This window comes from Aeromonas sp. 11P (genome assembly GCF_051920165.1).
Classification (GTDB): Bacteria; Pseudomonadota; Gammaproteobacteria; order Enterobacterales; family Aeromonadaceae; genus Aeromonas; species Aeromonas veronii.
Window position 1 is genome coordinate 511,422 of the sequence record NZ_JBQBDJ010000004.1, and the last position, 22,622, is coordinate 534,043.

17 protein-coding genes and 1 pseudogene are annotated in these 22,622 nt (G+C 56.7%); 3 read left to right on the top strand and 15 right to left on the bottom strand.

Features of this window, described 5'->3' with window-relative positions; genetic code table 11:
- Positions 1 to 55: 55 nt before the first annotated feature.
- The 3 genes from ACTG1P_RS02535 (at position 56) to fabA (ending at position 3,112) form a co-directional block, all read left to right on the top strand.
- Positions 56 to 448, top strand: coding sequence for a helix-turn-helix domain-containing protein (locus ACTG1P_RS02535; protein ID WP_193860252.1), 393 nt, complete (start codon positions 56 to 58; stop codon positions 446 to 448).
- A gap of 49 nt (positions 449 to 497) precedes the next feature.
- Positions 498 to 2,474, top strand: a complete 1,977-nt coding sequence (locus tag ACTG1P_RS02540; protein WP_278173981.1) for a Lon protease family protein — start codon at positions 498 to 500, stop codon at positions 2,472 to 2,474.
- Between the two features lie 77 nt (positions 2,475 to 2,551).
- Positions 2,552 to 3,112: a 3-hydroxyacyl-[acyl-carrier-protein] dehydratase FabA gene (gene fabA / locus ACTG1P_RS02545; RefSeq protein WP_005336586.1), complete on the top strand. Its 561-nt coding sequence runs from the start codon at positions 2,552 to 2,554 to the stop codon at positions 3,110 to 3,112.
- 84 nt (positions 3,113 to 3,196) lie between these two features.
- On the opposite strand, the gene rmf is transcribed toward fabA, so the two are convergent.
- The 15 genes and pseudogenes from rmf to ACTG1P_RS02620 form a co-directional block, all read right to left on the bottom strand.
- Positions 3,197 to 3,376, bottom strand: coding sequence for a ribosome modulation factor (gene rmf, locus ACTG1P_RS02550; protein WP_005315693.1), 180 nt, complete (start codon positions 3,374 to 3,376; stop codon positions 3,197 to 3,199).
- Positions 3,377 to 3,534: 158 nt separating this feature from the next.
- Positions 3,535 to 5,448 carry an ATP-binding cassette ATPase Uup gene (gene uup / locus ACTG1P_RS02555; RefSeq protein ID WP_440000408.1) on the bottom strand — a complete coding sequence of 638 codons (1,914 nt, stop codon included), beginning with the start codon at positions 5,446 to 5,448 and terminating at the stop codon, positions 3,535 to 3,537.
- Between the two features lie 73 nt (positions 5,449 to 5,521).
- Entirely contained in the window at positions 5,522 to 5,752 is a 231-nt protein-coding gene (locus ACTG1P_RS02560) for a glutaredoxin family protein (protein ID WP_440000409.1), read from the bottom strand.
- Positions 5,752 to 7,944 (bottom strand): bifunctional 23S rRNA (guanine(2069)-N(7))-methyltransferase RlmK/23S rRNA (guanine(2445)-N(2))-methyltransferase RlmL, encoded by a 2,193-nt coding sequence (rlmKL, locus tag ACTG1P_RS02565; RefSeq protein ID WP_440000410.1) that lies wholly within the window; start codon positions 7,942 to 7,944, stop codon positions 5,752 to 5,754. Before rlmKL ends, ACTG1P_RS02560 begins: the two co-directional genes overlap by 1 nt.
- A gap of 139 nt (positions 7,945 to 8,083) precedes the next feature.
- Complete coding sequence (gene ykgO / locus ACTG1P_RS02570; RefSeq protein ID WP_005336596.1) at positions 8,084 to 8,209, bottom strand: type B 50S ribosomal protein L36; 126 nt, start codon at positions 8,207 to 8,209, stop codon at positions 8,084 to 8,086.
- Positions 8,210 to 8,473 (bottom strand): type B 50S ribosomal protein L31, encoded by a 264-nt coding sequence (locus tag ACTG1P_RS02575; protein ID WP_005336598.1) that lies wholly within the window; start codon positions 8,471 to 8,473, stop codon positions 8,210 to 8,212.
- A gap of 370 nt (positions 8,474 to 8,843) precedes the next feature.
- Entirely contained in the window at positions 8,844 to 9,380 is a 537-nt protein-coding gene (locus ACTG1P_RS02580; protein ID WP_440000411.1) for a cell division protein ZapC, read from the bottom strand.
- Positions 9,381 to 9,470: 90 nt separating this feature from the next.
- Positions 9,471 to 10,481, bottom strand: a complete 1,011-nt coding sequence (gene pyrD, locus ACTG1P_RS02585) for a quinone-dependent dihydroorotate dehydrogenase (protein WP_005336601.1) — start codon at positions 10,479 to 10,481, stop codon at positions 9,471 to 9,473.
- A gap of 77 nt (positions 10,482 to 10,558) precedes the next feature.
- Positions 10,559 to 15,396: pseudogene (locus ACTG1P_RS02590) on the bottom strand (NAD-glutamate dehydrogenase).
- Between the two features lie 278 nt (positions 15,397 to 15,674).
- Positions 15,675 to 15,896, bottom strand: coding sequence for a DUF2835 family protein (locus tag ACTG1P_RS02595; protein WP_005351919.1), 222 nt, complete (start codon positions 15,894 to 15,896; stop codon positions 15,675 to 15,677).
- A 70-nt stretch (positions 15,897 to 15,966) separates the two neighbouring features.
- Positions 15,967 to 18,591: an aminopeptidase N gene (pepN, locus tag ACTG1P_RS02600; RefSeq protein ID WP_440000412.1), complete on the bottom strand. Its 2,625-nt coding sequence runs from the start codon at positions 18,589 to 18,591 to the stop codon at positions 15,967 to 15,969.
- A 144-nt stretch (positions 18,592 to 18,735) separates the two neighbouring features.
- On the bottom strand, positions 18,736 to 20,751 hold the full coding sequence (gene prc, locus ACTG1P_RS02605) for a carboxy terminal-processing peptidase (RefSeq protein WP_213387198.1): 2,016 nt from the start codon (positions 20,749 to 20,751) through the stop codon (positions 18,736 to 18,738).
- Positions 20,752 to 20,759: 8 nt separating this feature from the next.
- Positions 20,760 to 21,398 (bottom strand): RNA chaperone ProQ, encoded by a 639-nt coding sequence (gene proQ, locus ACTG1P_RS02610; RefSeq protein WP_005351923.1) that lies wholly within the window; start codon positions 21,396 to 21,398, stop codon positions 20,760 to 20,762.
- 102 nt (positions 21,399 to 21,500) lie between these two features.
- Entirely contained in the window at positions 21,501 to 21,959 is a 459-nt protein-coding gene (locus ACTG1P_RS02615; RefSeq protein WP_005351924.1) for a GAF domain-containing protein, read from the bottom strand.
- A 93-nt stretch (positions 21,960 to 22,052) separates the two neighbouring features.
- A complete protein-coding gene (locus tag ACTG1P_RS02620) occupies positions 22,053 to 22,514 on the bottom strand; it encodes a hypothetical protein (protein WP_440000413.1) in 462 nt (153 codons plus the stop codon).
- Between the last annotated feature and the right edge of the window lie 108 nt (positions 22,515 to 22,622).

Consider the following 22,622-nt stretch of genomic DNA (forward strand, 5'->3'; position numbering starts at 1 on the left):
TTTAGGGCCAAAATGGTTATGATACGGCCATTGATAAACTGAGGAGTTAAGAAAGATGGACTCAAAAACCTTGATTGAAGCCTACATGAGAGCCAAAAAATACACCCAGTTTCAGGAAGTCGCCGCTGACTTGGGTTTCACGCAATCTCACATCTCAAGATTAACCAAAGGCAAAGCGCAACTCACTGATGCGACTGCAAAAAAGATTGCCGAAGAAATCGGTCTAGACCCTAAAGAAATCATGATAAGCCTTGCCGCCGTCAGAGAGGAAAATCCAGAGCTAAAACAGGCTTGGTATGAAATCTTAGCGAGGTACTCAAAAAGCACAGGCACGGCTGTAGCCCTTGCGGTTGCTATGTTCCTGACCCCCAGCCACGGGCCAGACAACACTGCGCATAATGTATATTATGTTAAATTAAGTATCTTGTTTCCTGTCACCACTTATTGAACTGTGTATAATGGCAACAATTGATCCTATCTTCGACCGGATGTCTTAAGTGGCTGAATTAACATCAGAACAATTAAAACCCGCTTTTGCGATTGAACAGTTCCCCAAGCTCAGTGAGCTTGAACCCATCCCCTTTGCTGCGCTGCAACCCAGAGCCATTTCCGGCATCAAACGTCTCGCCAGTTTTGATGGTGACTGTCCGGTCATGCTGCTCAACGGGTTCCCCGGTGCAGATTATGAAGGCGTTTGCCAGACACTGATTGCCGACTCCAATGGCAAGGATGGTGACCTGTTTGACCTCTGCTACACCGAGAATCTGAACAACCCCTACAAGCCTATCTGGCTGCGCCTGCAACCGGGCACCGGCATCGAGTTTTGCGAAATGGTTGGCGAGCTGCTCAAGCTGTTGAGCCACCATCTCGATGCCGAACGCATAGTGACCCGCATCATGCGCAAGCAGAACAATGATCCGAAAATCGATGATTTCCTCTCCGATCTGGCGGCTCACGTGGCATTGGGTCTGGAGTTCCAGCACCCCATTCTGATCAATCTGCTGATCCACCACGAAGCGCAGGAAGCGCCGGTGATTTATGGCCGTGATCTCAACTGGGATACCTTGTTTGGCTCCATCAACTACCAGACCGAGCAAGGCTCTGTCTATGCCAACCAGCACCTTTTGGAGCCTGGCTTGCTGCGCGAAGCCAACGGCGGTTACCTCATTTTGCAACTGGATGAGCTGCTCGATCAGCCGCACCTCTGGTTCAAACTGAAAAATGCCATGCAAAAAGGTGAGCTGGACTGGAACGCCTATCAGGAAGGGAAAACCCTGACCCCCTTCTTCGCGCCCGAAGCGACCCCCATCAAGCTCAAGCTGATCCTGGTGGGTGACAGACTCGACGTGGCCGAGTTCCAGATGCTGGATCGGGACATGTCCGAGCGCATCTTCCTGCGCGCGGATCTGGTGTCAGAGGTGAATATTGAAGAGGATCTGCAGGAATTTCTGCAGTACCTGGCCTGGCTGCGCCAGCGCTGGAGTCTGCTGGACTTCACGCCAGCCGCCCTCGCCGCCCTTTGTCGTCATGCCAGCCGCCTCTGTGACCATCAGGAGTGGTTGTCGCTCTCCGAAGTTCAACTCTCCGCCATCATGCGGATGGCTGACAGTCTGGCCCGGGAGCTGGAATCTGATGTGGTCACCGACGAGCATATCCGCGGCGCACTGGAGGAGCAGGATTACCGCCTCAACTATCTGGTAGAGCAGTCCGATCAGGGGGTTATCGACGGCCAGATCCTGCTGCAAACCGATGGCGAAGAGATTGGCCAGATCAACGGCCTGTCTGTCATTCAGGTCTCCGGTCACCCTTATGACTTCGGCGAGCCGGTGCGCCTCACCGCGACCGTACACCTTGGTGATGGCGATGTGGCGGATATCGAGCGCAAAGCGGAGCTGGCCGGTCATATCCACGCCAAGGCGATGATGATTATCCACGGCTATCTCTCCAACAAATTTGGTGCAGAGAACCCCTCCCCCCTGTCGGCCAATCTGGTGTTCGAGCAGTCTTACCACGAAATTGATGGTGACAGTGCCTCCCTGACCGGCCTGTGTGCCCTGCTCTCTGCCCTCGCCCGCCAGCCTATCTATCAGCACTTCGCCGTGACCGGTGCGGTCGATCAGTTTGGCAATGTGCAGGCCGTTGGTGGCGTGAACGAGAAGATTGAAGGCTTCTTCCGGGTGTGCAAAATCCACGGCATCACCGGCAAGCAAGGGATCATTTTGCCGGGCACCAACATCCAGCAGCTGAACCTCTCTGACGAGGTGATTGCAGCGGTTGAAGCAGGCCAGTTCCACATCCACCCGGTGGATCATGTGGAAGAGGCCATCGAGTTGCTGACTGGCTGTGTCGCCGGTGAGCCTGATATGCCCGATACCCTGTTTGGCCGTATTCAGGAGCGGTTGGACGAGTTGAACGGCTCCACTGCCAAAGTCGGACTGCTGCAATCCCTGCTGGGGCGCCTGTTTGGCCGCTGATGAAGTGATCGGAGTTGTTTAGCGAACAACTGTAAGCTAAATTGGCCCAGCTTTGACCCATTTGAAGGAAATACCGCGTGACCGTAGACAATACCACCATGGAAGCCCGCCTTTCCCTGTGCGAACAGGGCAAGAACTCTTTTACCCGTGAAGAGCTGCTGGCTTGCAGCCGTGGCGAACTGTTTGGTGAGGGTAACAGTCAGCTGCCTGCCCCCAACATGTTGATGATGGACCGCATCGTCAAGATCAATGACAACGGCGGCGAACACGGCAAGGGCGAGATCCTGGCTGAGCTCGACATTACTCCGGATCTCTGGTTCTTCGATTGCCACTTCCCGGGTGATCCTGTGATGCCTGGCTGTCTCGGTCTGGACGCCATGTGGCAGCTGGTTGGCTTCTTCCTTGGCTGGAAAGGTGGCCCCGGCAAGGGTCGTGCTCTGGGCGTCGGTGAAGTGAAATTCACCGGCCAGATCCTGCCGACTGCCAAGAAAGTGACCTACAAGATCACCTTCAAGCGCGTCATCAACCGCAAGCTGGTGATGGGGATCGCTGATGGTGTGGTCGAAGTCGACGGCCGTCCGATCTACAGCGCCACCGACCTGAAAGTGGGCCTGTTCAAAGATACCACCGCATTCTGATCTCTTTGATTGGTGGTAAAACAGCATTAACGCAAAGGGGCCACAACGGCCCCTTTCCTTTTGTAATGAGTGATGAAGTAGCTGCTACTTCATGAAGAGGCCTGAGCCCCGCCCTTCCATGGCGTCACGCCAACCACCAAGCCAATGCCCTCGGGCATCCAGGCATTGATACGGACACGCTTCTTTCTGTTTGCCGACCACGCCAGCCTGATAACCACGAGCACGAGCTCTTTCCAGACGGTCCCGCTTCTGTCTCTTCATCATCTACGACCCTCTTCGTGGAACAAAAAAAGCGACCAATTCTGCATCGGTCGCTTTCATCTTTACTCCTGCGAGCGCACTCGGTCAAACAAAAACTTCCACCCTAACCGGGCTATGTGACACAAGGCACTGAACTGGATTAAGTTTTAATTACAGGGAACTTACTCCTGATTTTTGAGTCCTTCTAGCTCTTCCCAGCGAGCAAATGCCTGCTCCAACGCGGCTTCAGCGGCATTGAGCGCATCGAGTTTCGGCTGGGTTTTATCTGCCGGCAGCGAGAAGAACCCGGGCTGGTTGATCTCGCTTTGCAGCGCATCCAGCTCGGCTTCCAGCTGCTCAAGACGAGCAGGCAACCCTTCTAGTTCCAGCTGCAGCTTGTAGGAGAGCTTCTTGCTCTTCTTCGGCACTTCTGGCGTGGCGGCAACGATCGACTCGGGCGCCTTGACCGGTGCACTCTTGGCCTGTTGCTGGGCATTCTGCTGTTCGCGGGTCGCCATCATGTCGGCGTAACCGCCGACGTAGTCGCTGATGCGGCCATCCCCTTCAAACAGCCAGCAGCCGGTCACTGTGTTGTCGATGAAGCGACGATCGTGACTCACCAGCAGCAGGGTACCGGGGTAGTCGGAAAGCAGCTCTTCCAGCAGCTCCAGCGTTTCCACATCCAGATCGTTGGTCGGTTCATCGAGGATCAGCAGGTTGCTGGGCTTGAGGAACAGCTTGGCCAGCAGCAGCCGGTTCTTCTCGCCACCGGAGAGCGCCTTGACCGGTGTACGGGCCCGCTTGGGCTCGAACAGGAAGTCCTGCAGGTAACCAAGAATGTGACGGGAGCGGCCGCGCACCATCACCTCCTGCTTGCCCTCCCCGACGTTGTCCACCACGGTCTGCTCGGGATCGAGCTGCTCGCGGTACTGATCGAAGTAGGCCACCTCCAGATTGGTACCCCCCTTGACGGTGCCACGGGTCGGATCAAGCTGCCCCAGCAACAGCTTGATCAGGGTCGATTTGCCGCAGCCATTGGGGCCGACCAGCGCAATCTTGTCACCGCGCAGCACTTGCAGATCCAGCCCCTTGAACAGGGTGCGATCGCCAAAGTCCAGCCCCAGCCCTTCGGTCTCGAACACCAGCTTGCCGGAGCGATTGACTTCATCCAGTTGCAACTTGGCCTTGCCCTGCAGCTCGCGGCGCTGGGAGCGCTCCATCCGCATCGCCTCAAGGGCACGCACCCGACCTTCGTTACGGGTACGGCGAGCCTTGATGCCTTGACGCACCCACACCTCTTCCTGTGCCAGCTTGCGGTCGAACTCGGCATTTTTCAGCTCTTCGACCCGCAGCCACTCCTCTTTCCCTTGCAGGTACTCGTCGTAGTTGCCCGGCCAGGAGGTGATGGCGCCGCGATCGAGATCGATTATCCGGGTCGCCAGCTTGTGGATGAACTCCCGATCGTGAGAGATAAAGACGATGGCGCCGCGAAAATCCTTGAGGAAATCTTCCAGCCAGTTGATGGCTTCGATGTCCAGGTGGTTGGTCGGTTCATCGAGCAGCAACAAGTCGGGATCGCAGGCCAGCGCACGGGCCAGCGCCACTTTACGCAGCCAGCCGCCGGAGAGACTGTCGAGGGTCACGTCGGGATCCAGCCCCAGCAGGGTCAACACCTGACTGATGCGGGTCTCGAACTGCCAGCCGTTCTGATAATCGAGCTGCTCTTGCAACTCGCTCATCTTGCGAATGTTGGCATCTGATGGATCGCTCGCCAGCTCCATGGAGATGTGGTGGTACTGCTTGAGCAGCTCGCCCACCCCCGCCAGCCCTTCGGCGGCATAGTCAAATACCGTCAGCTCGCTGGAGGCTGGCGGATCCTGCTCAAGGCGGGTCACTTTCAAATCTTGTTGCAGCACCAGACGTCCGTCGTCCAGCGGCAGTTCACTGGCGATGACCTTCATCAGGGTGGACTTGCCCGCCCCGTTGCGCCCCACCAGACAGAGGCGCTCGCCGCGCTCGATGGTCAGTTCGGCATTGTCGAGCAGCGGGAAATCACTGAACGACAAACAGGCGCCGTGCAATGTTAAAAGAGCCATGTTTGTTCCTTATTTCATATGAAAAAAACGGGCAGCAGACTGGGTCTGCCCCCGTTTTATCGTCAAATCACGCTCACCCCTGACGGATGGCCCAGCCTTTGAGCTCCGCCAACGTGAAGGGCCAACCGAGCTCGCGGCCCGCCTCGTCACGCAGCACCGGAATGCGCACCCGATAGGCCGCCAGCCACTGCTCATCATTCATGATGTCGCACTGGCGGGTGGTGGCGGCAAGACCGGCCTCCTCCACCAGCGCCCAGGCCTGCTCACAGAGGTGGCAACCGTCGGTGTGAAATAGGGTCAGCATCACGCCTCAGCCTGCTCCGGCGCATGGGTGATGATCCAGCAGTTGTGGATGTGCTGGTTGCGCTCGAAATCTTTCGGCCGCGTCTTCTGGGTGATGTTCTGGGCCTTGAGACCGATAGCCTCGAGGCCGGCCAGATCCATTTTGAAGTGACGCTTGTTGTTGGAGAAGACCAGAGTGCCATCGGCCGCCAGCAGACGCTTCAGGTGCTGCATCAGCAGCAGGTGATCGCGCTGTACGAAGCTCTCGTCCATCCGCTTGGAGTTGGAGAAGGTGGGCGGATCTATGAAGATGAGGTCGTACTGATCATCGGCTTCAGACAACCACTTCAGACAATCGGCCTGCACAAACTTGTGCTGACGGCCCACCTGCGAGTTGAGACGCATGTTGTCCTGTGCCCAGTGCAGGTAGGTGTGGGACATGTCCACCGTGGTGGTTTCGCTGGCACCGCCAAGACCTGCGTGCACGGTGGCACTGCCGGTATAGGCAAACAGGTTCAGGAAGCGCTTGCCCTTGGCCATCTGACCCAGCATGCGGCGAGTCTGACGATGGTCGAGGAACAGGCCGGTATCCAGATAGTCGTAGAGGTTGACCCACAGACGGGCACCGTACTCCTGCACTTCCATCCGGTGCTGCTCTTCGGAGAGCTTCTGATACTGCTGTTTCCCTTCCTGACGCTCACGCACTTTCAGGATCACCTTCTCGCCGTCCATGCCGGTCACCTTGATGGCGGCCTGAACCATGTCGAGCAGACGCTGACGGGTCTTCTGGGCGGGAATGTCTTTGGGCGCGGCATACTCCTGCACCACCAGATAGTCCTGATAGCGGTCGATGGCGGCGTTGTATTCCGGCAAGTCGGCATCGTAGATGCGATAGCAATCGATGCCCTCTTTGTTGGCCCATTTCTCGAGGGTTTTAAGATTCTTGCGCAGACGGTTGGCAAAGTCCTGTGCCACCTCTTTTTGGGAAGCCACGGAGTCCAGTGCGATTTTATAATTGCGCAGCTGGCACTCGAGGGCGCCGTTGAACAGGCGATATTGCTTGTCGGCGCGCAGGCGCAGACAGCTGAGCAGCTCGGGCGATGCGGACAGAATGGAGACTTTCCAACCCTGGAAGCTGCGACGCAGGGCATCGCCGAGGGCCTGATGCACTTCCAGCAGGGCCGGGAATTCGCCAAGACGCTCGCCGTAAGGCGGGTTGGAAATGAGCATACCGACCTGGCGGGCCTCCCCTTGACCTGCTTCCCCTTCAACAGGGGCAGGCATCGGCAGCGGGTTTTCCAGCTTGGTGACATCGGCTTGCTTGAAGGTGATGAGGTGGGCCACACCGGCAGCTTTGGCGTTGTCACGGGCTTTGAGCAGCACACGCTGGTCGGCATCGCAACCAAACAGTTTTACTTCGCAACGCTGGATGCCACGTTTGGCACGTACTTGCGCTTCCATCATCAGGCTCTGCCACAGCTCGCTATCGTGCTGCAGCCAGCGATCGAAACCGAAGCGCTCGCGACGCAGCGCCGGCGCCATGTCGGCGGCGATAAAGGCCGCTTCAATCAGCAAGGTACCGGAACCGCACATCGGGTCCATCATGGGCTCACCGGCCCAGCCGCTACGGGCAATCATGGCGCAGGCCAGGTTCTCTTTGAGGGGCGCCTCACCGGTGCCCTGACGATAGAAACGCTGGTGCAGCGCCGGGCCTGACAAGTCCAGCGTGATATTGGCCTTGCCTTTGCCCAGGTGCGCCATGATGCGAATATCCGGCGACTTTTTGTCCACGTCCGGACGCACGTGACCGCGCTTGGTGAAGCGGTCGACGATGGCATCCTTGATTTTCAGCGCGCCATATTGGGTATTGCGAATGGCAGGGTTGGTACCGGTAAAGTCCACCGCGATGGTAGAGGTACCGGAGAAGTGCTCTTCCCAGGGAATGGTGTGGGCGCCCAGATAGAGATCCAGATCGTCGTTCATCTGGAATTCGGACAGCACCAGCACGATGCGGGAAGCAAAACGGCTCCACAGGCAGGCCTTGTAGCCAATCGCCAGTTCGCCTTTGAAGTGGACGCCTGCCACGGTCTCACGGACCTGCTCTGCGCCCAGGGTGGTCAGCTCATCGGCCAACAGGTTTTCCAGCCCCTTGGGGCAGGTTGCAAAAAATTCTTTCATCACGCTCACGGGGAACCCATAAAAATAGTGCCGCATTATACCTCATCAGGCGGGCTGGAGCATGCAAAAGTCGGCGCAAACAGCAGGATGGAAACAGATTGATAGGTGGCGAAAAGGTAAAAGGCCCCATGACTACCCGATGGGGAGATCATGGGGCCAGACATCATTTAGCGGATCACTTCATACGAGCCTTGAAACGGGGATTGCTTTTGCAAATCACGAACAATTTGCCCCGACGACGCACCAACTGACAATCGGGATGACGCGCCCTTGCGGATTTGAGTGAACAGACGACCTGCATTCAGGACTCCTTCTTGCTTGAAAATGCGCCAAAGCGCTTGTTGAAACGGGCCACACTCCCCTCACTCGATACCTGCTTCTGCTTGCCGGTATAGAACGAGTGCGACTGGCTGGAAACATCGAGCGACACATAGGGATACTCCTTCCCGTCTTGCCACGTGTAGCGGCGATCGCTCTTGATGGTTGAACCGACCAGGAAAAAGGCATCTGCCGCCGTGTCATGGAACAGCACCAAACGATAATCAGGATGAATATGAGGCTTCATGGCAACTCCATTTTGTTATGTTATAACAAAACATAAATGAGAATAGCTCTCGTTTCAAGAATAAAATGTCGTATGAAGAGCATCGCAGCAGTGAGTGATGTGTTGATAGCGAGGTGGAGGCACTACGCAAGCAGAACGAAACAAGAATGAGACGCCATGCTTGCAGCACGGAAAGCCAAGATACTGCGTGGGTCAGAATACAAGGTGCAAGTGAGTGTAATAAGCCTCAGGAGAGGCTGAATCATAACCATCAATGAGAATGGGCAAGATGTTCGCGGACCAATGAAGTATCAGAAACGAGGCACTATAGAGGTGACAACAGTAAAGACAGCGGTGCAGTCACAGAGATAAAAAGATTGATGAATATATATCAACTGACCTGACGATATTGCTCGGTCACGGTAATACGCGGTTTCATCCGGTTATTCATCACCTTGATCACCCCGAAACGCGGCAAGGTTTTACTGGTGGTCAATACCAAATCGGCTGTGAGGTTCAAACAGACGCTGGCCTGATCCCCTGCCTCAATGACCATAAATTCGCCGTTGCCATGGGGTGTATTCATCAAAACCAGATCACCGTTTTGCGGGATCACTTGCGGATGTTGTTCACTAAAAAACCAGCTTTGCGGCATCAGGGGTTTATAAAAACGACTGACCGCGATGGCATTAAGCACCAACTGAACCTGATGGGGAATACTCCACTCAAGTTCGGCTGCGTTATCCATCAACTGATAATAGAGGGCGGCATCATCGACACAAAAAGGCTGGGTTACAAACGAGCTGGGCACCAATTGTCGCCCTTTATACTCGGTCGCAAATAACATGTTATCAGACAGGTCCAACATCAGACGGTCACTCTGGGCATCATAGTGCCATTGCCAGCTATCGGTCGGTTGGATAAACATGTTGGAGCCCTTACTTGATAATTACCAGTTGACTTTATTCCATATGCAGGAAATCAGCAATGTCAAATAAAGGGCTCCGCCATCTATTTCTTAAATATTGGTCACAATCTCTTTGACCAGCCCCGGCCCTTTATAAATAAAGCCGCTATAAATTTGTACTAGACTGGCACCGGCGGCCAATTTTTCACGGGCGGCCATAGCACTATCAATACCACCCACCCCGATAATTGGCAGAGCACCATTGAGCGCCTTGGCCAGATGACGGATCACCTCGGTACTCTTGTGCTGCAGCGGACGACCACTCAGGCCACCCGCTTCACCGGCGTGGGGCATGTCATAAATCATCTCGCGCTCGAGGGTGGTATTGGTGGCGATAACCCCATCAATACCATTCCGTACCAGCGAAGCGGCCACCTGATCTATTTCTTCAAGGCTTAAATCCGGGGCAATTTTAACCGCCAGCGGCACATACTTTTTATATTGGGCGGCCAACTCTTGCTGACGCACCTTGAGGGCGGCCAGCAATTCATCCAACGCCTCGCCATATTGCAGTGAACGCAAACCCGGGGTGTTGGGGGAAGAGATATTGACGGCAATATAACCGGCATGATCATAAACCTTGTCCATGCAGATCAGGTAATCATCCTTGCCCTGTTCGATGGGAGTGTCTTTGTTTTTACCGATATTAATGCCGATGACTCCCTGATATTTGGCCTCTTTTACCTTGGCCACCAGATGATCCACCCCCTTGTTGTTGAATCCCATCCGGTTGATGATCCCCTCTGCCGGAATAACCCGGAACAGGCGCGGCTTGTCATTGCCGCTTTGGGGTCTGGGGGTGACGGTACCGACCTCGATAAAACCAAATCCCATGGCGCCCAGCGCATCAATGCACTCACCATCTTTATCCAGACCTGCCGCCAATCCCACTGGATTGGCAAAAGAAAGCCCCATGACAGTGACGGGGCGTTTCGGCAAATTCTGGCGGAAGAAACAATCGAGTGGCGTACCGAGAAGGCGGGGCAAATATTTCATGGAGAGATCGTGAGCCTGTTCCGGATTGAGTTTGAACAGGAAATGCCTGGCGATGGGGTACAACATCTTTGCTCCTTAAAGAAAGCCCCGGCAACTGGCCGGGGCTTTGGGTGTAATGTCGGTGTCATGCCTTAATCTGGCAGTTAAAGCGCCCGACAATTCAACTGGAGTAGGTTCAACTCTCGCAAGGCCACCGAGAACTTGGCGAACTCGTGAGTACTGGTGGTCTTGAAGTCGGCCAACATGTGGGTCCAACGGGACAAGAGTTGCTCATGCTCCGAAATCCAGTCGGCCAGTATGGTAGCGCATTCTCCCTGATCTTTGCACCCTTCCAGTACCACAGAAGTGAGACTGCGTTGCTGCCAGTCAAGATCTTCGCGGAAGGAGGCTCGCGCCATCGCCTGCCAGTGGTTGCCGACCGGCTGATGGTTGATCTGGTCGAGGAACCAGTGCAGATCCAGTTTGGCACCAAGGCGATAGTAGACATTGGCGGCGCGCAGGATATCGGTCTTGTGCTCCGCGGCAATCTGCGCCAGATCCAGGCTGGAGAAGAGGCTGCTCATATGGGCGACCTGACGGGCAATGGCCTCCGGCACCTGTTTCTCCATCCACTTGGCAACAGCCTGACGATGCTCGGCCACTTCGCTCTCATCCATCACCTCGTAAAGGTGTGTGCCGAGGGTCTCGAACGCTGGACGGAAGAAGGCGATGTTCTCGCTGATGCTCCAGCTGCGATTGCGGGCCCGCAGGAACCAGCGGGTGGCACGGCGCACGATACGGCGGCTGTAGAACATCAGCTCGAGCTGAGTCTGGGCATCCACCAGGTTGTCGCACCCTTCGATATCGCGCCAGAGCTGGTTCATGCCAAACACTTCGCGGGCCATGGCGAAGCAGCAGGCCACTTCGGCGACCGAGGCACCGGTCTCGTCCTTCATCCTGCTGGCGAAGTTGAGCCCCATGTCGTTAACCAGCATGTTGGCCACCCGGGTAGCGATGATCTCGCCGCGTAGCGGGTGATCGGCCAGCTGGGCACCAAACTGCTGCTGCACCTTGGCCGGGAAGCTGGTGACCAGCATGTTTGCGAGGAAGGGCTCGTCGGTCACTTCCGGGCAGTTGAGCTGCTCTTTCAGCACCATCTTGCCGTAGGCCACCAGCACCGCCAGTTCGGGGCGGGTCAGTCCCTGCCCTGCCGCCATCCGTTCGGAGAGTTCCTCGTCAGAGGGGAGGAACTCCAGCGCACGATCGAGCTTGCCTTCTCGCTCCAGCCCCTGGATGAAGCGCTGCTGCTCTTTCAGTTGTTCAGAGCCGCGGAAGCTGGTGACCGAGATGGACTGGGACTGGCGATAGGCGTTGGTGATCACAATCTGCGCCACGTCGTCGGTCATCTCGTAGAGCATCTGGTTGCGTTGCTTGAGGGTCAGATCCCCTGCCGCCACCAACTGGTTCAGCAGGATCTTGATGTTCACCTCGTTGTCGGAGCAGTCCACACCGCCCACGTTGTCGGTAAAATCGGTGTTGATGCGACCGCCCTGACTGGCGTACTCCACCCGGCCGAGCTGGGTAAAGCCGAGGTTGCCCCCCTCGCCCACGATGCGGGCCCGCAGATCGCGGCCATTGACTCGCAGTGCGTCGTTGCTGCGATCCCCGACTTCCCCATCGCTCTCACGGGCGCTCTTCACGTAGGTGCCGATGCCGCCGTTCCACAGCAGGTCGACATTCAGGCAAAGCAGTGCCTTGATCAGCTCGTTCGGCGCCATGCTGGCCTTGTCAGTGCCGAGCAGTGTCTGCATCTCGGGGCTCAGCTTGATGGACTTGGCCGAGCGCAGGAAGATGCCGCCCCCTTGTGATATCAGCTCGCGGTTGTAGTCATCCCAGCTGGAGCCCGGCAGATCGAACAGGCGCTGGCGCTCGACAAAACTCTTGGCCGCATCCGGAGTGGGGTCAACGAAGATATGCATATGGTTGAACGCGCCCACCAGCCGGCTATGCTCGGAGAGCAGCATGCCATTGCCGAACACATCGCCAGCCATGTCGCCGATCCCCACGCAGGTAAAATCGGTGGTCTGACAGTTGACGCCAATTTCACGAAAATGCCGTTTAACCGACTCCCAGGCGCCACGGGCGGTGATGCCCATCTTCTTGTGGTCGTAACCAACCGAGCCGCCGGAGGCGAATGCATCGCCAAGCCAGTGGCCATATTCGAGGCTGATCTCGTTGGCAATATCCGAGAAGGTGGCCGTGCCCTTGTCGGCAGCAACCACCAGGTAGTAGTCATCCTCATCGTGGCGCACCACGGATTTGGGCGGGATCACCTCACCGCCGATAATGTTGTCGGTTACATCGAGCAGACCGCGGATAAACAGACGATAACAGGCCTTGCCCTCCTCCTGGATGACGGCGCGGGTTACCCCCACCGGCATCTGTTTGCAGTAGAAACCGCCCTTGGCCCCCACCGGTACGATGACGGTGTTCTTGACCTGCTGGGCTTTCACCAGACCCAGCACTTCGGTGCGGAAGTCCTCTTTTCGATCGGACCAGCGCAGGCCACCACGGGCCACTTTGCCCCAACGCAGATGCACCCCTTCCACCCGCGGCGAGTAGACGAAGATCTCGAATTTCGGCAGCGGCAGCGGCATGTCGGTGATGCTGGAGGGTGCCAGTTTGAAGGAGATGTAGGGCTTGATGTTGCCCGCCTTGTCCAGCTGGTAGTAGTTGGTGCGCAGGGTAGCGTCGATCATCTCCACATAGCGGCGAATGATACGATCGTCATCCAGGTTGGCCACCTGATCCAGCTTGGTGGCAAGCTCCTCGTGCAACTTGGCTTCTGCTTTGGCATCCTGCTTGCCAGCCGGATCGAGGCGCTGTTCGAACAGGGTGAACAGCAGTTGGGCAATATCCGGGTAGCGGGTCAGAGTCTCTTCGATATAGGACTGGCTGAAGGAGACGCCGGTCTGGCGCATGTATTTGGCATAGGCGCGCAGCACCGAGACCTGACGGCCGGTGAGACCCGCCCCCAACACCAGACGGTTGAAGCCATCATCTTCCAACTGCTTGTTCCAGATGGCGGCAAACGCCTGCTGGAAGCGCTGCTGGCTCTGGGCAAGATCAAAGGGCTGCTCGCCATGCAACAGCATGGAGAAGTCGAGGATCCAGAACAGATCGCCCCCCGGAGTGCGAACCTGATACGGGGTCTCGCCGATCACTCGCAGCCCCATGTTCTCCAGCATCGGTAGCACGTCGGAGAGGTGAATGGGCTCGGTGCGGTGGAACAGCTTGAGCCGTACCCGACGGTCGTTCTCCTCCTCCTGCGCGCGGTAAAACAGCATGCCCAGCGGCTCGGCTTCGCTCAGGTTATCGAGCGCCATGATGTCGGCTACGGCAGAGCCAGGCAGCACATCTTCCTTGTAAGCGCGAGGGAAGGCAGTGCTGAAACGGCGGCGCAGCTCGTTGCCACGGGCCTCGCCATAATGGGAAAGCAGCACGGAGTCGAGTCTGTCGTCCCAGCTGCGGGCCGCTTCAATCAGGTTGTTCTGTACTTCGTTCACATCCACATCCACGTTGTTGTTGTTGACCCGCACTATGTAGTGGGTCCGCGCCAGCACGCCTTCGGTGAAGTAGACGTTGAACTCCACCTCTTCGTTGCTGCCAAAATACTTCTGCAATATTTGCTGGGTCTTGATCCGCAGCGCCGTGTTGTAGCGCTCCTTGGTGACATAGACCATGCAGGAGAAGAAACGGCCGTACACGTCGCGGCGCACGAACAGCCGCAACATGTCCCGCTCCTGCATCTCCAGCACGCCAAGGCCGGTAGCCAGTAGTTCCTCTTCACGGGCCTGGATCAGCTCGTCACGGGGATAGGTTTCCAGCACGTTGAGCAGCGCCTTGTAGGCGTGGGAGCCCTTCTCGTGACCGGAGGCAGCCATGATGCGTTCGAGACGATGGCTGATGAGCGGGATCTGGGTCGCGCTGGTGTTGTAGATGGAAGAGGCGTAGAGGCCGATGAAGCGATCTTCCCCGATCACCTTGCCATGCTCGTCAAAGCGCTTGATGCCGATGTAATCCACATAAGCCGGACGGTGCACCCGGGACTTGCTGTTGGATTTGGTGAGGATCAGCAGGTCAGAACTCAGAGCGGCATGACGGGCGCTGGCAGGCATGTTGCCAAGGCGCTGACCCACCTCCTTGATGGAGTTCTTCATCAGCCCCAGACTGGAGCTCGCCTGCGGCAGGATCTCGTGATCCCCCTCCACCGCCTTGACATCGTAACGACGATAGCCCATCAGGGTAAAGTTGTGGGCAGCTACCCATTTGAGGAAAGCAACGCAGGAGGCCACCTCCTCCTTGCTAACCGGGTGCTTGCGCTTGGGCAGTTCGTCGATGATCTCATTGAGCTTGGCCAGCATCGGTTGCCAGTCGCCGACTGCCAGTGCCACTTCACCGGCCACCGAGTTGAGCTCGGCAGCCAGCGCGGCCATCTGCTCCTCGCTGGTGAGGTGGTCGATCTCGATAAGGAATGCCGTTTCTACCGAGGTCTGCCCGTCGGTGTTGTCGAGTTCCAGAATGGCGTCATCTTGCCATCCACACCACGAATGAGGTGCAGCGGTTGGTGCAGCATCATGTGGGCGGTGATATTGAGTCGCTTGAGCGCCATCCGGATGGAGTCCACTAGGAAGGGCGAGTCCTGCAGGATCACCTCGACGATGGTATGGGGCGATTGCCAGCCGTGACGGGTCAGCTCGGGATTGTAGACCCGGATGTAGGGATCAGTACCGCTGCGCTGATTGAGGGCATTCCACAGACTCAGGGCCGCGCCATAGAGATCGCTGTCATTGCGATCGTGCAGATCGGAGCTCGCCATGTTGCCGTAGAACTTGGCAACGAAGCGCTCGACCAGAGAGGCACTGTTTTTGGGCAACTTCTGATGGATCAGACTGAGAACGTTTTCGAGCAGAACTGAGGTAGGGACGTCTTTCAATGCCATTTTTATATTCCTTATCGGACGACATTAACCACCGACGCAGAGGCAACCACCCTGGTTACCCGCTGGTGCAGAGTTGTTGCGAAGTGTAATGGCTTGGATAAGGGAAGGCGAGGAAAGGTGATAACGAGATGTTAAAAACAAGGTGCAGATCACGGCTTAAACTGTGAGAAATTTTGCAAATAACCAAAAATACAGAAATTCCCACTACCTTTGTGCCAGTTTACCGGATAGATAGTGACGCAAAGCAGATAAACCGTCGGTAATCTGTTCTATTTTTGTTAATTTATGCGTTCGAGGCTGATAAAGCGATAATCGTCCTGGGTTTTCAGCCGAAAGTAGCCATGCACACCATTGATGGCGACAAAGGGGCGTATTTTTTCTATGCCAAGTTCCAGGGTCAATCCCTGTTCGCTGCGCACCACCAGCCGTCTGGCATGGCCCTGATACATCAGCATCACCTCATCACTATTCAATGAGAGCCGAAAAGTAAACTGCTTCACATTTGCTCCTGATCACACGACAAATCACACAATGGGGGCAGGCGCATTCACGCCCCTGCCCCGTCGACACTTACTGCTGCAGTGCCTTGCTGACCTTCTCGAACAGATCCCGTGCCAGCCCCTCAAGGTTGGCAAGACGGGTCAGCTCGGCGCGGATCAGGGCCTTGCGCGCCTCATCCAGTCGCTTGAACTGGATAAGCGGAGTGATGAGGCGGGAGGCCACCTGCGGATTGACCTCGTTGAGCTCGATCAGCAGATCGGTCAGGAAGCGGTAACCGCTGCCATCCACCGCATGGAACTGCACCTGATTGCTCATGGCGAAGCTGCCGATCAGCGCCCGCAGCCGGTTCGGATTGCGAATGCTGAAAGTGGGGTGATTCATCGCCTGTTTCACTTCGCTCAGTACATCGGCAGCCGGTTTGCTGCCAATCAGCCGCAGCCAGTTGTCCAGCACCAGTCCATCCTTGGCCCACTTGCCTTCAAAATCGACCAGCAGCGCAGCGCGGCATGGCAACAGATAGCCGTTGGCCACCTGCAGCGCCGCCAGGGTGTCGGTCATGTTGTCGGCAGTTGCATACTGCTCGCGCACCAGCGCATCAGCATGCTCCGCATCCAGCGCCGCCAGATAGCCCAGCACCACCCCTTTGAGGGCCCGCTTGGCCATGTCGGCGTGCACCACCTGATAACCGCTCAGACGCAGGGTCTGATAGGTTGCCGCCAAGCGCGCGCCAAAGGCCTCGGCAAGACGGGTGTGGATCGCGTTGCGCACCTGATGGATGGCATCGATATCGGCCACCTCGAACAGCTCGGCCAGGGTCGCCTCACCGGGCAGCGCCAGGATCTCCGCCTTGAGGGCCAAGTCCAGCTCGCTGTCGTCCAGAATGGCGACGAAGGCAGCAAGCAGGGTTTGGGAGAGCTCAACCCCCTGCCCGTGCTGTACCCGCGCAACCCCTTCGATGACCGCCTTGTTGATCAGCATCTGGGCCGCATCCCAGCGGGCAAACTCGTTGCGAGCAAAGCGCATCAGGAAGGCGAGCGCTTCGTCGCTGTAGTCATAGTGCAGCTTGACCGGCGCGGAGAAGTCCCGAAGCAGAGAAGGAACCGGCTTGACCGGCACCTGATCGAACTCGAAGGTCTGCTCCGCTTCCAGCACATCGAGCACGTTGCCGATGGTCTTGCCCTGATATTGCAGCGCAATGACGGCACCTTGTTCGTCATAGAGCTCGATATCGAGGGGAATATGCAGCGGCAGCTTCTGCGGTTGATCCTGAGTCGGCGGGGTGTGCTGGCTGACATGGAGGCGATAGATACCGCTGGCGGCATCGTACTCGTCAGTCACGGTCAGCTCGGGGGTGCCTGACTGGCTATACCAGCGGCGGAAACGGCCAAGATCGACACCGGAAGCATCCTCCATCGCCTGCACGAAATCATCGCAAGTGGCGGCCGAGCCGTCGTGACGCTCGAAGTAGAGACGCATACCGGCCTGGAAGGCATCTTCCCCCAGCAGGGTGTGCATCATGCGGATCACTTCCGACCCCTTCTCGTAGACGGTAAGGGTGTAAAAGTTGTTCATCTCGATCACCACATCCGGGCGGATCGGGTGCGCCATGGGGCCGGCATCTTCGGCAAACTGCGGGCCGCGCACGGTACGCACGTTGTTGATGCGGTTGACGCCACGGGAGCCCAGATCGGAGGAGAACTCCTGATCCCGGAATACCGTCAGCCCCTCTTTCAGGCTGAGCTGGAACCAGTCACGACAGGTGACGCGGTTGCCGGTCCAGTTGTGGAAATATTCGTGACCGATCACCCGTTCGATACCGTGGTAGTCGCTGTCGGTAGCGGTGGCCGGATTGGCCAGCACGAACTTGGAGTTGAAGATGTTGAGCCCCTTGTTCTCCATGGCGCCCATGTTGAAGAAGTCCACCGCAACGATCATGTAGATGTCGAGATCATACTCAAGGCCGAAACGCTGCTCGTCCCAACGCATGGAGTTGATGAGGCTCTCCATGGCAAAACCGGCGCGATCGAGGTTGCCCTTGTCGACGAAGATCTCGAGGGCCACCTTGCGACCGCTCTTGGTGGTGTAGTGGCTGCGCTCCACATCGAAATCACCGGCCACCAGCGCAAACAGGTAGCTCGGTTTGGGGAAAGGATCCTGCCACTGCACGAAGTGACGGCCGCCATCCAGATCACCGCTGTCGACCTTGTTGCCATTGGAGAGCAGGAAGGGGAACTGGGCTTTGTCGGCGGTAATGCGGGTGCTGTAACGCGCCAGAATGTCGGGGCGGTCCAGATAATAGGTAATGCGGCGAAAGCCCTCCGCTTCACACTGGGTACAATAGGCATCGCCGGACTTGTAAAGCCCTTCTAGCGCGGTGTTGGCGGCCGGATCCAGCAGGGTGACAATGGTCAGCACACATTCGGCCGGCAGGTTGAACAGGGTCAGACTGCTCTCGCCTTGCTCGTAGTGGTCACAGGGAATGCCATCGATGGCAACGCTTTTGAGGGTCAGCTGCTCACCATCGAGGACGAGCGGCGCATTGTGCTCGCCGTTGCGGCGAATGCGGGTGATGGCGGTGACCTGGGTCAGCGGCTCCTGCAGTTGGAAATCGAGGTCGATGGTGTCGATCCAGTAGAGCGGCGCCTGATAATCCTGGCGATATTTGGCCGTCATGGCCTGGGAGTGATCGGTCATTATTGTCTGCTTCCACGCTTGTTAAAGGCGAGAAAGAGGCTGTCACAACCAACTGGCGGGGTCAAACAATTTGCATTACGTCAGATACGCCAGACAAAAAGAAAGGGCGACCGCAGTCGCCCTTGTGCATTGGAGATCGCCTTGTCAGCTGCGCTTGCTGACCTTGGCCAGATCCGCCGTGATATTGGCCGCTTCGATGAGATACTCATCGGGCGCTTCAAAATCAGCGGGCAGTTCATCCAGACTCTTCACCGCCGGCTTGCCAAGACGTGCCAGACGCTCGTTGGTACGTTTGAGCGCTTTCTCATCCTGTTTCGCCTGCTCTGCAACACGCTCCGCCTCGTTGAGGGAGACCGACTTCTTGTCTTTCTCCTCCTTGTAGTCGGCGATGTCCTGCATCACATAGGCAAACTCGGGATCCTTGGCGATCCGGGCATCGTGCGCCGCCTGCAACTTGGGCAGCACGCTGGCGAAGTTGCCGAGTTTCTCGTAGTTGGCGGAGGCAATCTTGTCCCACGGCAACGCATTGAACTCACGGCTTTCGCCCGTCTCTTCCGGAGCAACCGGTGTCGGGAAGCTGATATCCGGCGCAACGCCCTTGTTCTGGGTGCTGCCACCGTCGATCCGGTAGAACTTGGCGATGGTGTACTGCACGTGACCCAGCGGCTGCTCGTAGAAGTCATAGACCTTGGCGAGACTGCGATGCTGCTGCACCGTCCCCTTGCCGAACGAGTTTTCACCCAGGATCAGGGCGCGGCCATAATCCTGCATGGCGGCAGCGAAGATCTCGGAGGCCGAGGCACTGTAGCGATCGATCATCACCGACATGGGGCCGCCGTAGTAGACGTTGCCATCGTCATCGCCATTGACCGTGATACGGCCCATGTGATCACGAATTTGCACTACGGGACCGCTGGCAAAGAAGAGACCGCTCAGGGCGGAGGCTTCGGTCAGGGCGCCACCGCCGTTACCGCGCAGATCAATGATCAATCCATCGATCTTCTGCTTGTTCAGGCTGGAGAGCTCCTTGATCACGTCGTCGTGCAGATTGACGTAAAAACTCGGGATCTCGATGACGCCAATCTTCTTGCCTTCAGCGTTAATCACCTTGGACTTGGCAGCCCGGTCTTCGAGGCGCACCTTGTCGCGGGTCAGCTCGATCTGCTCGGTCTTGGCGGTTGCGCCCTTGCCGCGCTGGATCTCCAGCTTGACCTTGCTCCCCTTGGGCCCCTTGATGAGCTCGACCACGTCATCAAGACGCCAACCGATCACATCGACAATCTTGCCATCTTCCTGCCCTACCCCGGTGATCTTGTCATCGGGTTTGAGGTGGTTGGATTTGGCAGCCGGGCCACCGGGCACCAGAGAACGGATGACGGTAAAGTCATCTTCCGCCTGCAACACGGCACCAATCCCCTCGAGCGAGAGGTTCATCTCGGTGTTGAAACGATCGGCACTGCGCGGTGAGAGGTAACTGGTGTGCGGTTCGATGGCGCGAGCGAAGGAGTTCATGAAGAGCTGGAAGACATCCTCGCTCTCGGTCTGGGACATCCGCTTGATGGCGTTGTTGTAACGCTTGCCAAGCAGCTCCTTGATCTCGGGCCACTCCTTGCCACTGAGCTTGAGGCTCAGGGCATCGAACTTGACCCGCTGACGCCACAGCTCGTTGAGCTCTGCTTCATCTTTGGGCCAAGCCGCCCCTTCCCGATCAAACACATAGTTGTCGGTCTGGGTAAAATCGAAAGGAGTATCAAGCAGTTTGAGGGCGTATTCGAACCGCTCATAACGCCGCTGCTGACTCAGGTTGAACATCTCGTAGGCGGGAGCCAGACGGCCTCTTTCGAGGTCGGTGTCAAAACCGTTACGGTACTTTTCAAAACGGCTGATATCAGAGGCCAAAAACAGGTTGCGGCTGTAGTCCAGATTCTCCAGATATTTATCGAAAATCACGGAGGAAAAGGCATCGTCCAGCTTGAACTGTTTGTAGTGCGAGCGGGTAAACAGATTGGTAATTCGCTTGCTGGCCGTAGCATGTTGGCTCTCTTGAGCCAACACAGGCAAATCACTCTCCTTGAGCACCGGCTCGATGGCCTGTGCAAGCCCGGCAAGCGCCAGGCTACAGGCAACGAGGGAAAAACGAATTACGCCATGCTTCAACATTTGTCTCCTTAGAGAACCAAGTGCTCTGATTTGACCCGCACCATCATGCCGGTCTGCAGTTGGACCTGTACATCGTCCTTGGTTACTTCCTTGATGGTTGCCGGAACCGGGAATTTACCCATAACGACGCGCACATCCTGGCCCACTTTCAGCGTAGCGGCATCCACTTTAACCAGCGGAGCGTCAGCGACCGGTGCCTTGGCGGCAGCTTTCGGCTTGGCAGCTACATCGGCTTTCTCGGTTTTGCGCACAGCAGGACGACGGGGCTTCTTGGCCTTCTCATCCTTCTCTTTGGTATTGGTACGACGGCTGGCGAATACACGCTCTTTGCTCTCTTTCAGAGCTTGCTTGGCGTGCTCGATGTGCTCTTCGGTCAGCAGCTCGCCCGGGTTGCCATCCAGATCAACGCGAGCCTGGCCAGCTTTGAGACCGTGCAGGTAGCGCCAGCTGGAGGTGTATTGACGCAGTGCGGAACGCAGCATGGTCTTGGAGACTCTGGCATCGTCAGCAAGACGCTCGGCCAAATCCTGGAAGATGCCAATCTTGAGCGGCTTGGCCTCTCCTTCAGCAACGAAGCAGGCCGGGAATTTCTCGACCAGGTAGGCAACGATCTCTTTACTGTTCTTCAGCTTCTCAGTGTTTTCCATGTATAACCTTGGCTTTCATATAAACGCACGGGCACGTCCCGAGCACAACAAAGGCCCCATTATAGAGAGCTTGGGGCCTTTTGCGAACCATCTAGCAATGACTTAGAGCATGCTTTCCAAAATTTGCACCGTTTCTTCGAGGCCAATCCGGTCTTCTTGGTCGAAACGGTTAAAAATCGGACTGTCGATATCGAGTACCCCGATGATCTCGCCACCACGGCGCACCGGGATCACGATTTCCGAGTTGCTCGCGCCATCGCAAGCGATGTGACCGTCGAACTGGTGGACATCGTCAATGAGCTGGGTTCTCCCCTCTGCCACAGCCGTACCACACACCCCGCGGCCGACCGGGATCCGTACGCAGGCCGGTTTGCCCTGAAATGGCCCCAATACCAGGGTCTCCCCCTGCAACAGATAAAAACCGACCCAGTTGATCTCCTCCAGCTCCTGATTAAGCAGTGCGGAGAGGTTGGCCAGATTGGCAATAAGATCGGTTTCCCCCTCCAGCAGCGCCTTGGCCTGCTGGTTGAGGGTGCGATAAAACGGTTGTTTTTCAATCATGATTAAATGAACTTCACTCCCTGATGGTTTGGGGAAGGTAACGCCTGGCCGGGAAATTTCAAATATTTTTTCCACTCCCCACCTCTTGCGCCATTATTCCCGGGCAACGGAAAGCGCCAATTGCTGGCGTTGACCATTACTCCACTCGATATTTAACAACCAGATCATGACGGGTGATGTACAGCTCCCCACCTGAGTTACCCCCTGCCACTGTCCGTCTATTTGTTCAAAGCTCACCGGAATGGTGCCCATAAACATATCTTTGCCTTCGAGTGTCGCTTTCACCGGTTTGATGGCCGGATCGCCGCCAGTAATAGCGATGGCAAAGTCATGTTCGGCGCGCAGCGGTAATTCCTTGATGGCGACCGTCAGCGGCTTGTTACCAATCAGCGCGCTGCAAGGGGTGTGGGAAAGATCACAAATCTGATCTTTTTTCTGGTCAGCAGAGACGTTGTTATCGGCCGAAAACCAGGTGCGATAGGCCATCAGCGCCAATAACAGCGCCAATACCAGTACGAGGTGCAAAACTTTACGTGCGGTAAGTCTCTCTTTCATCAAAAACAGTCCGATTAAGATGCAATTAAAATAGTTTTTTGTGATCTCGAACAAGGTAAAAAACTGCCATATCGAGACCGGACGGAGCCAAATATATCACTGTTTATA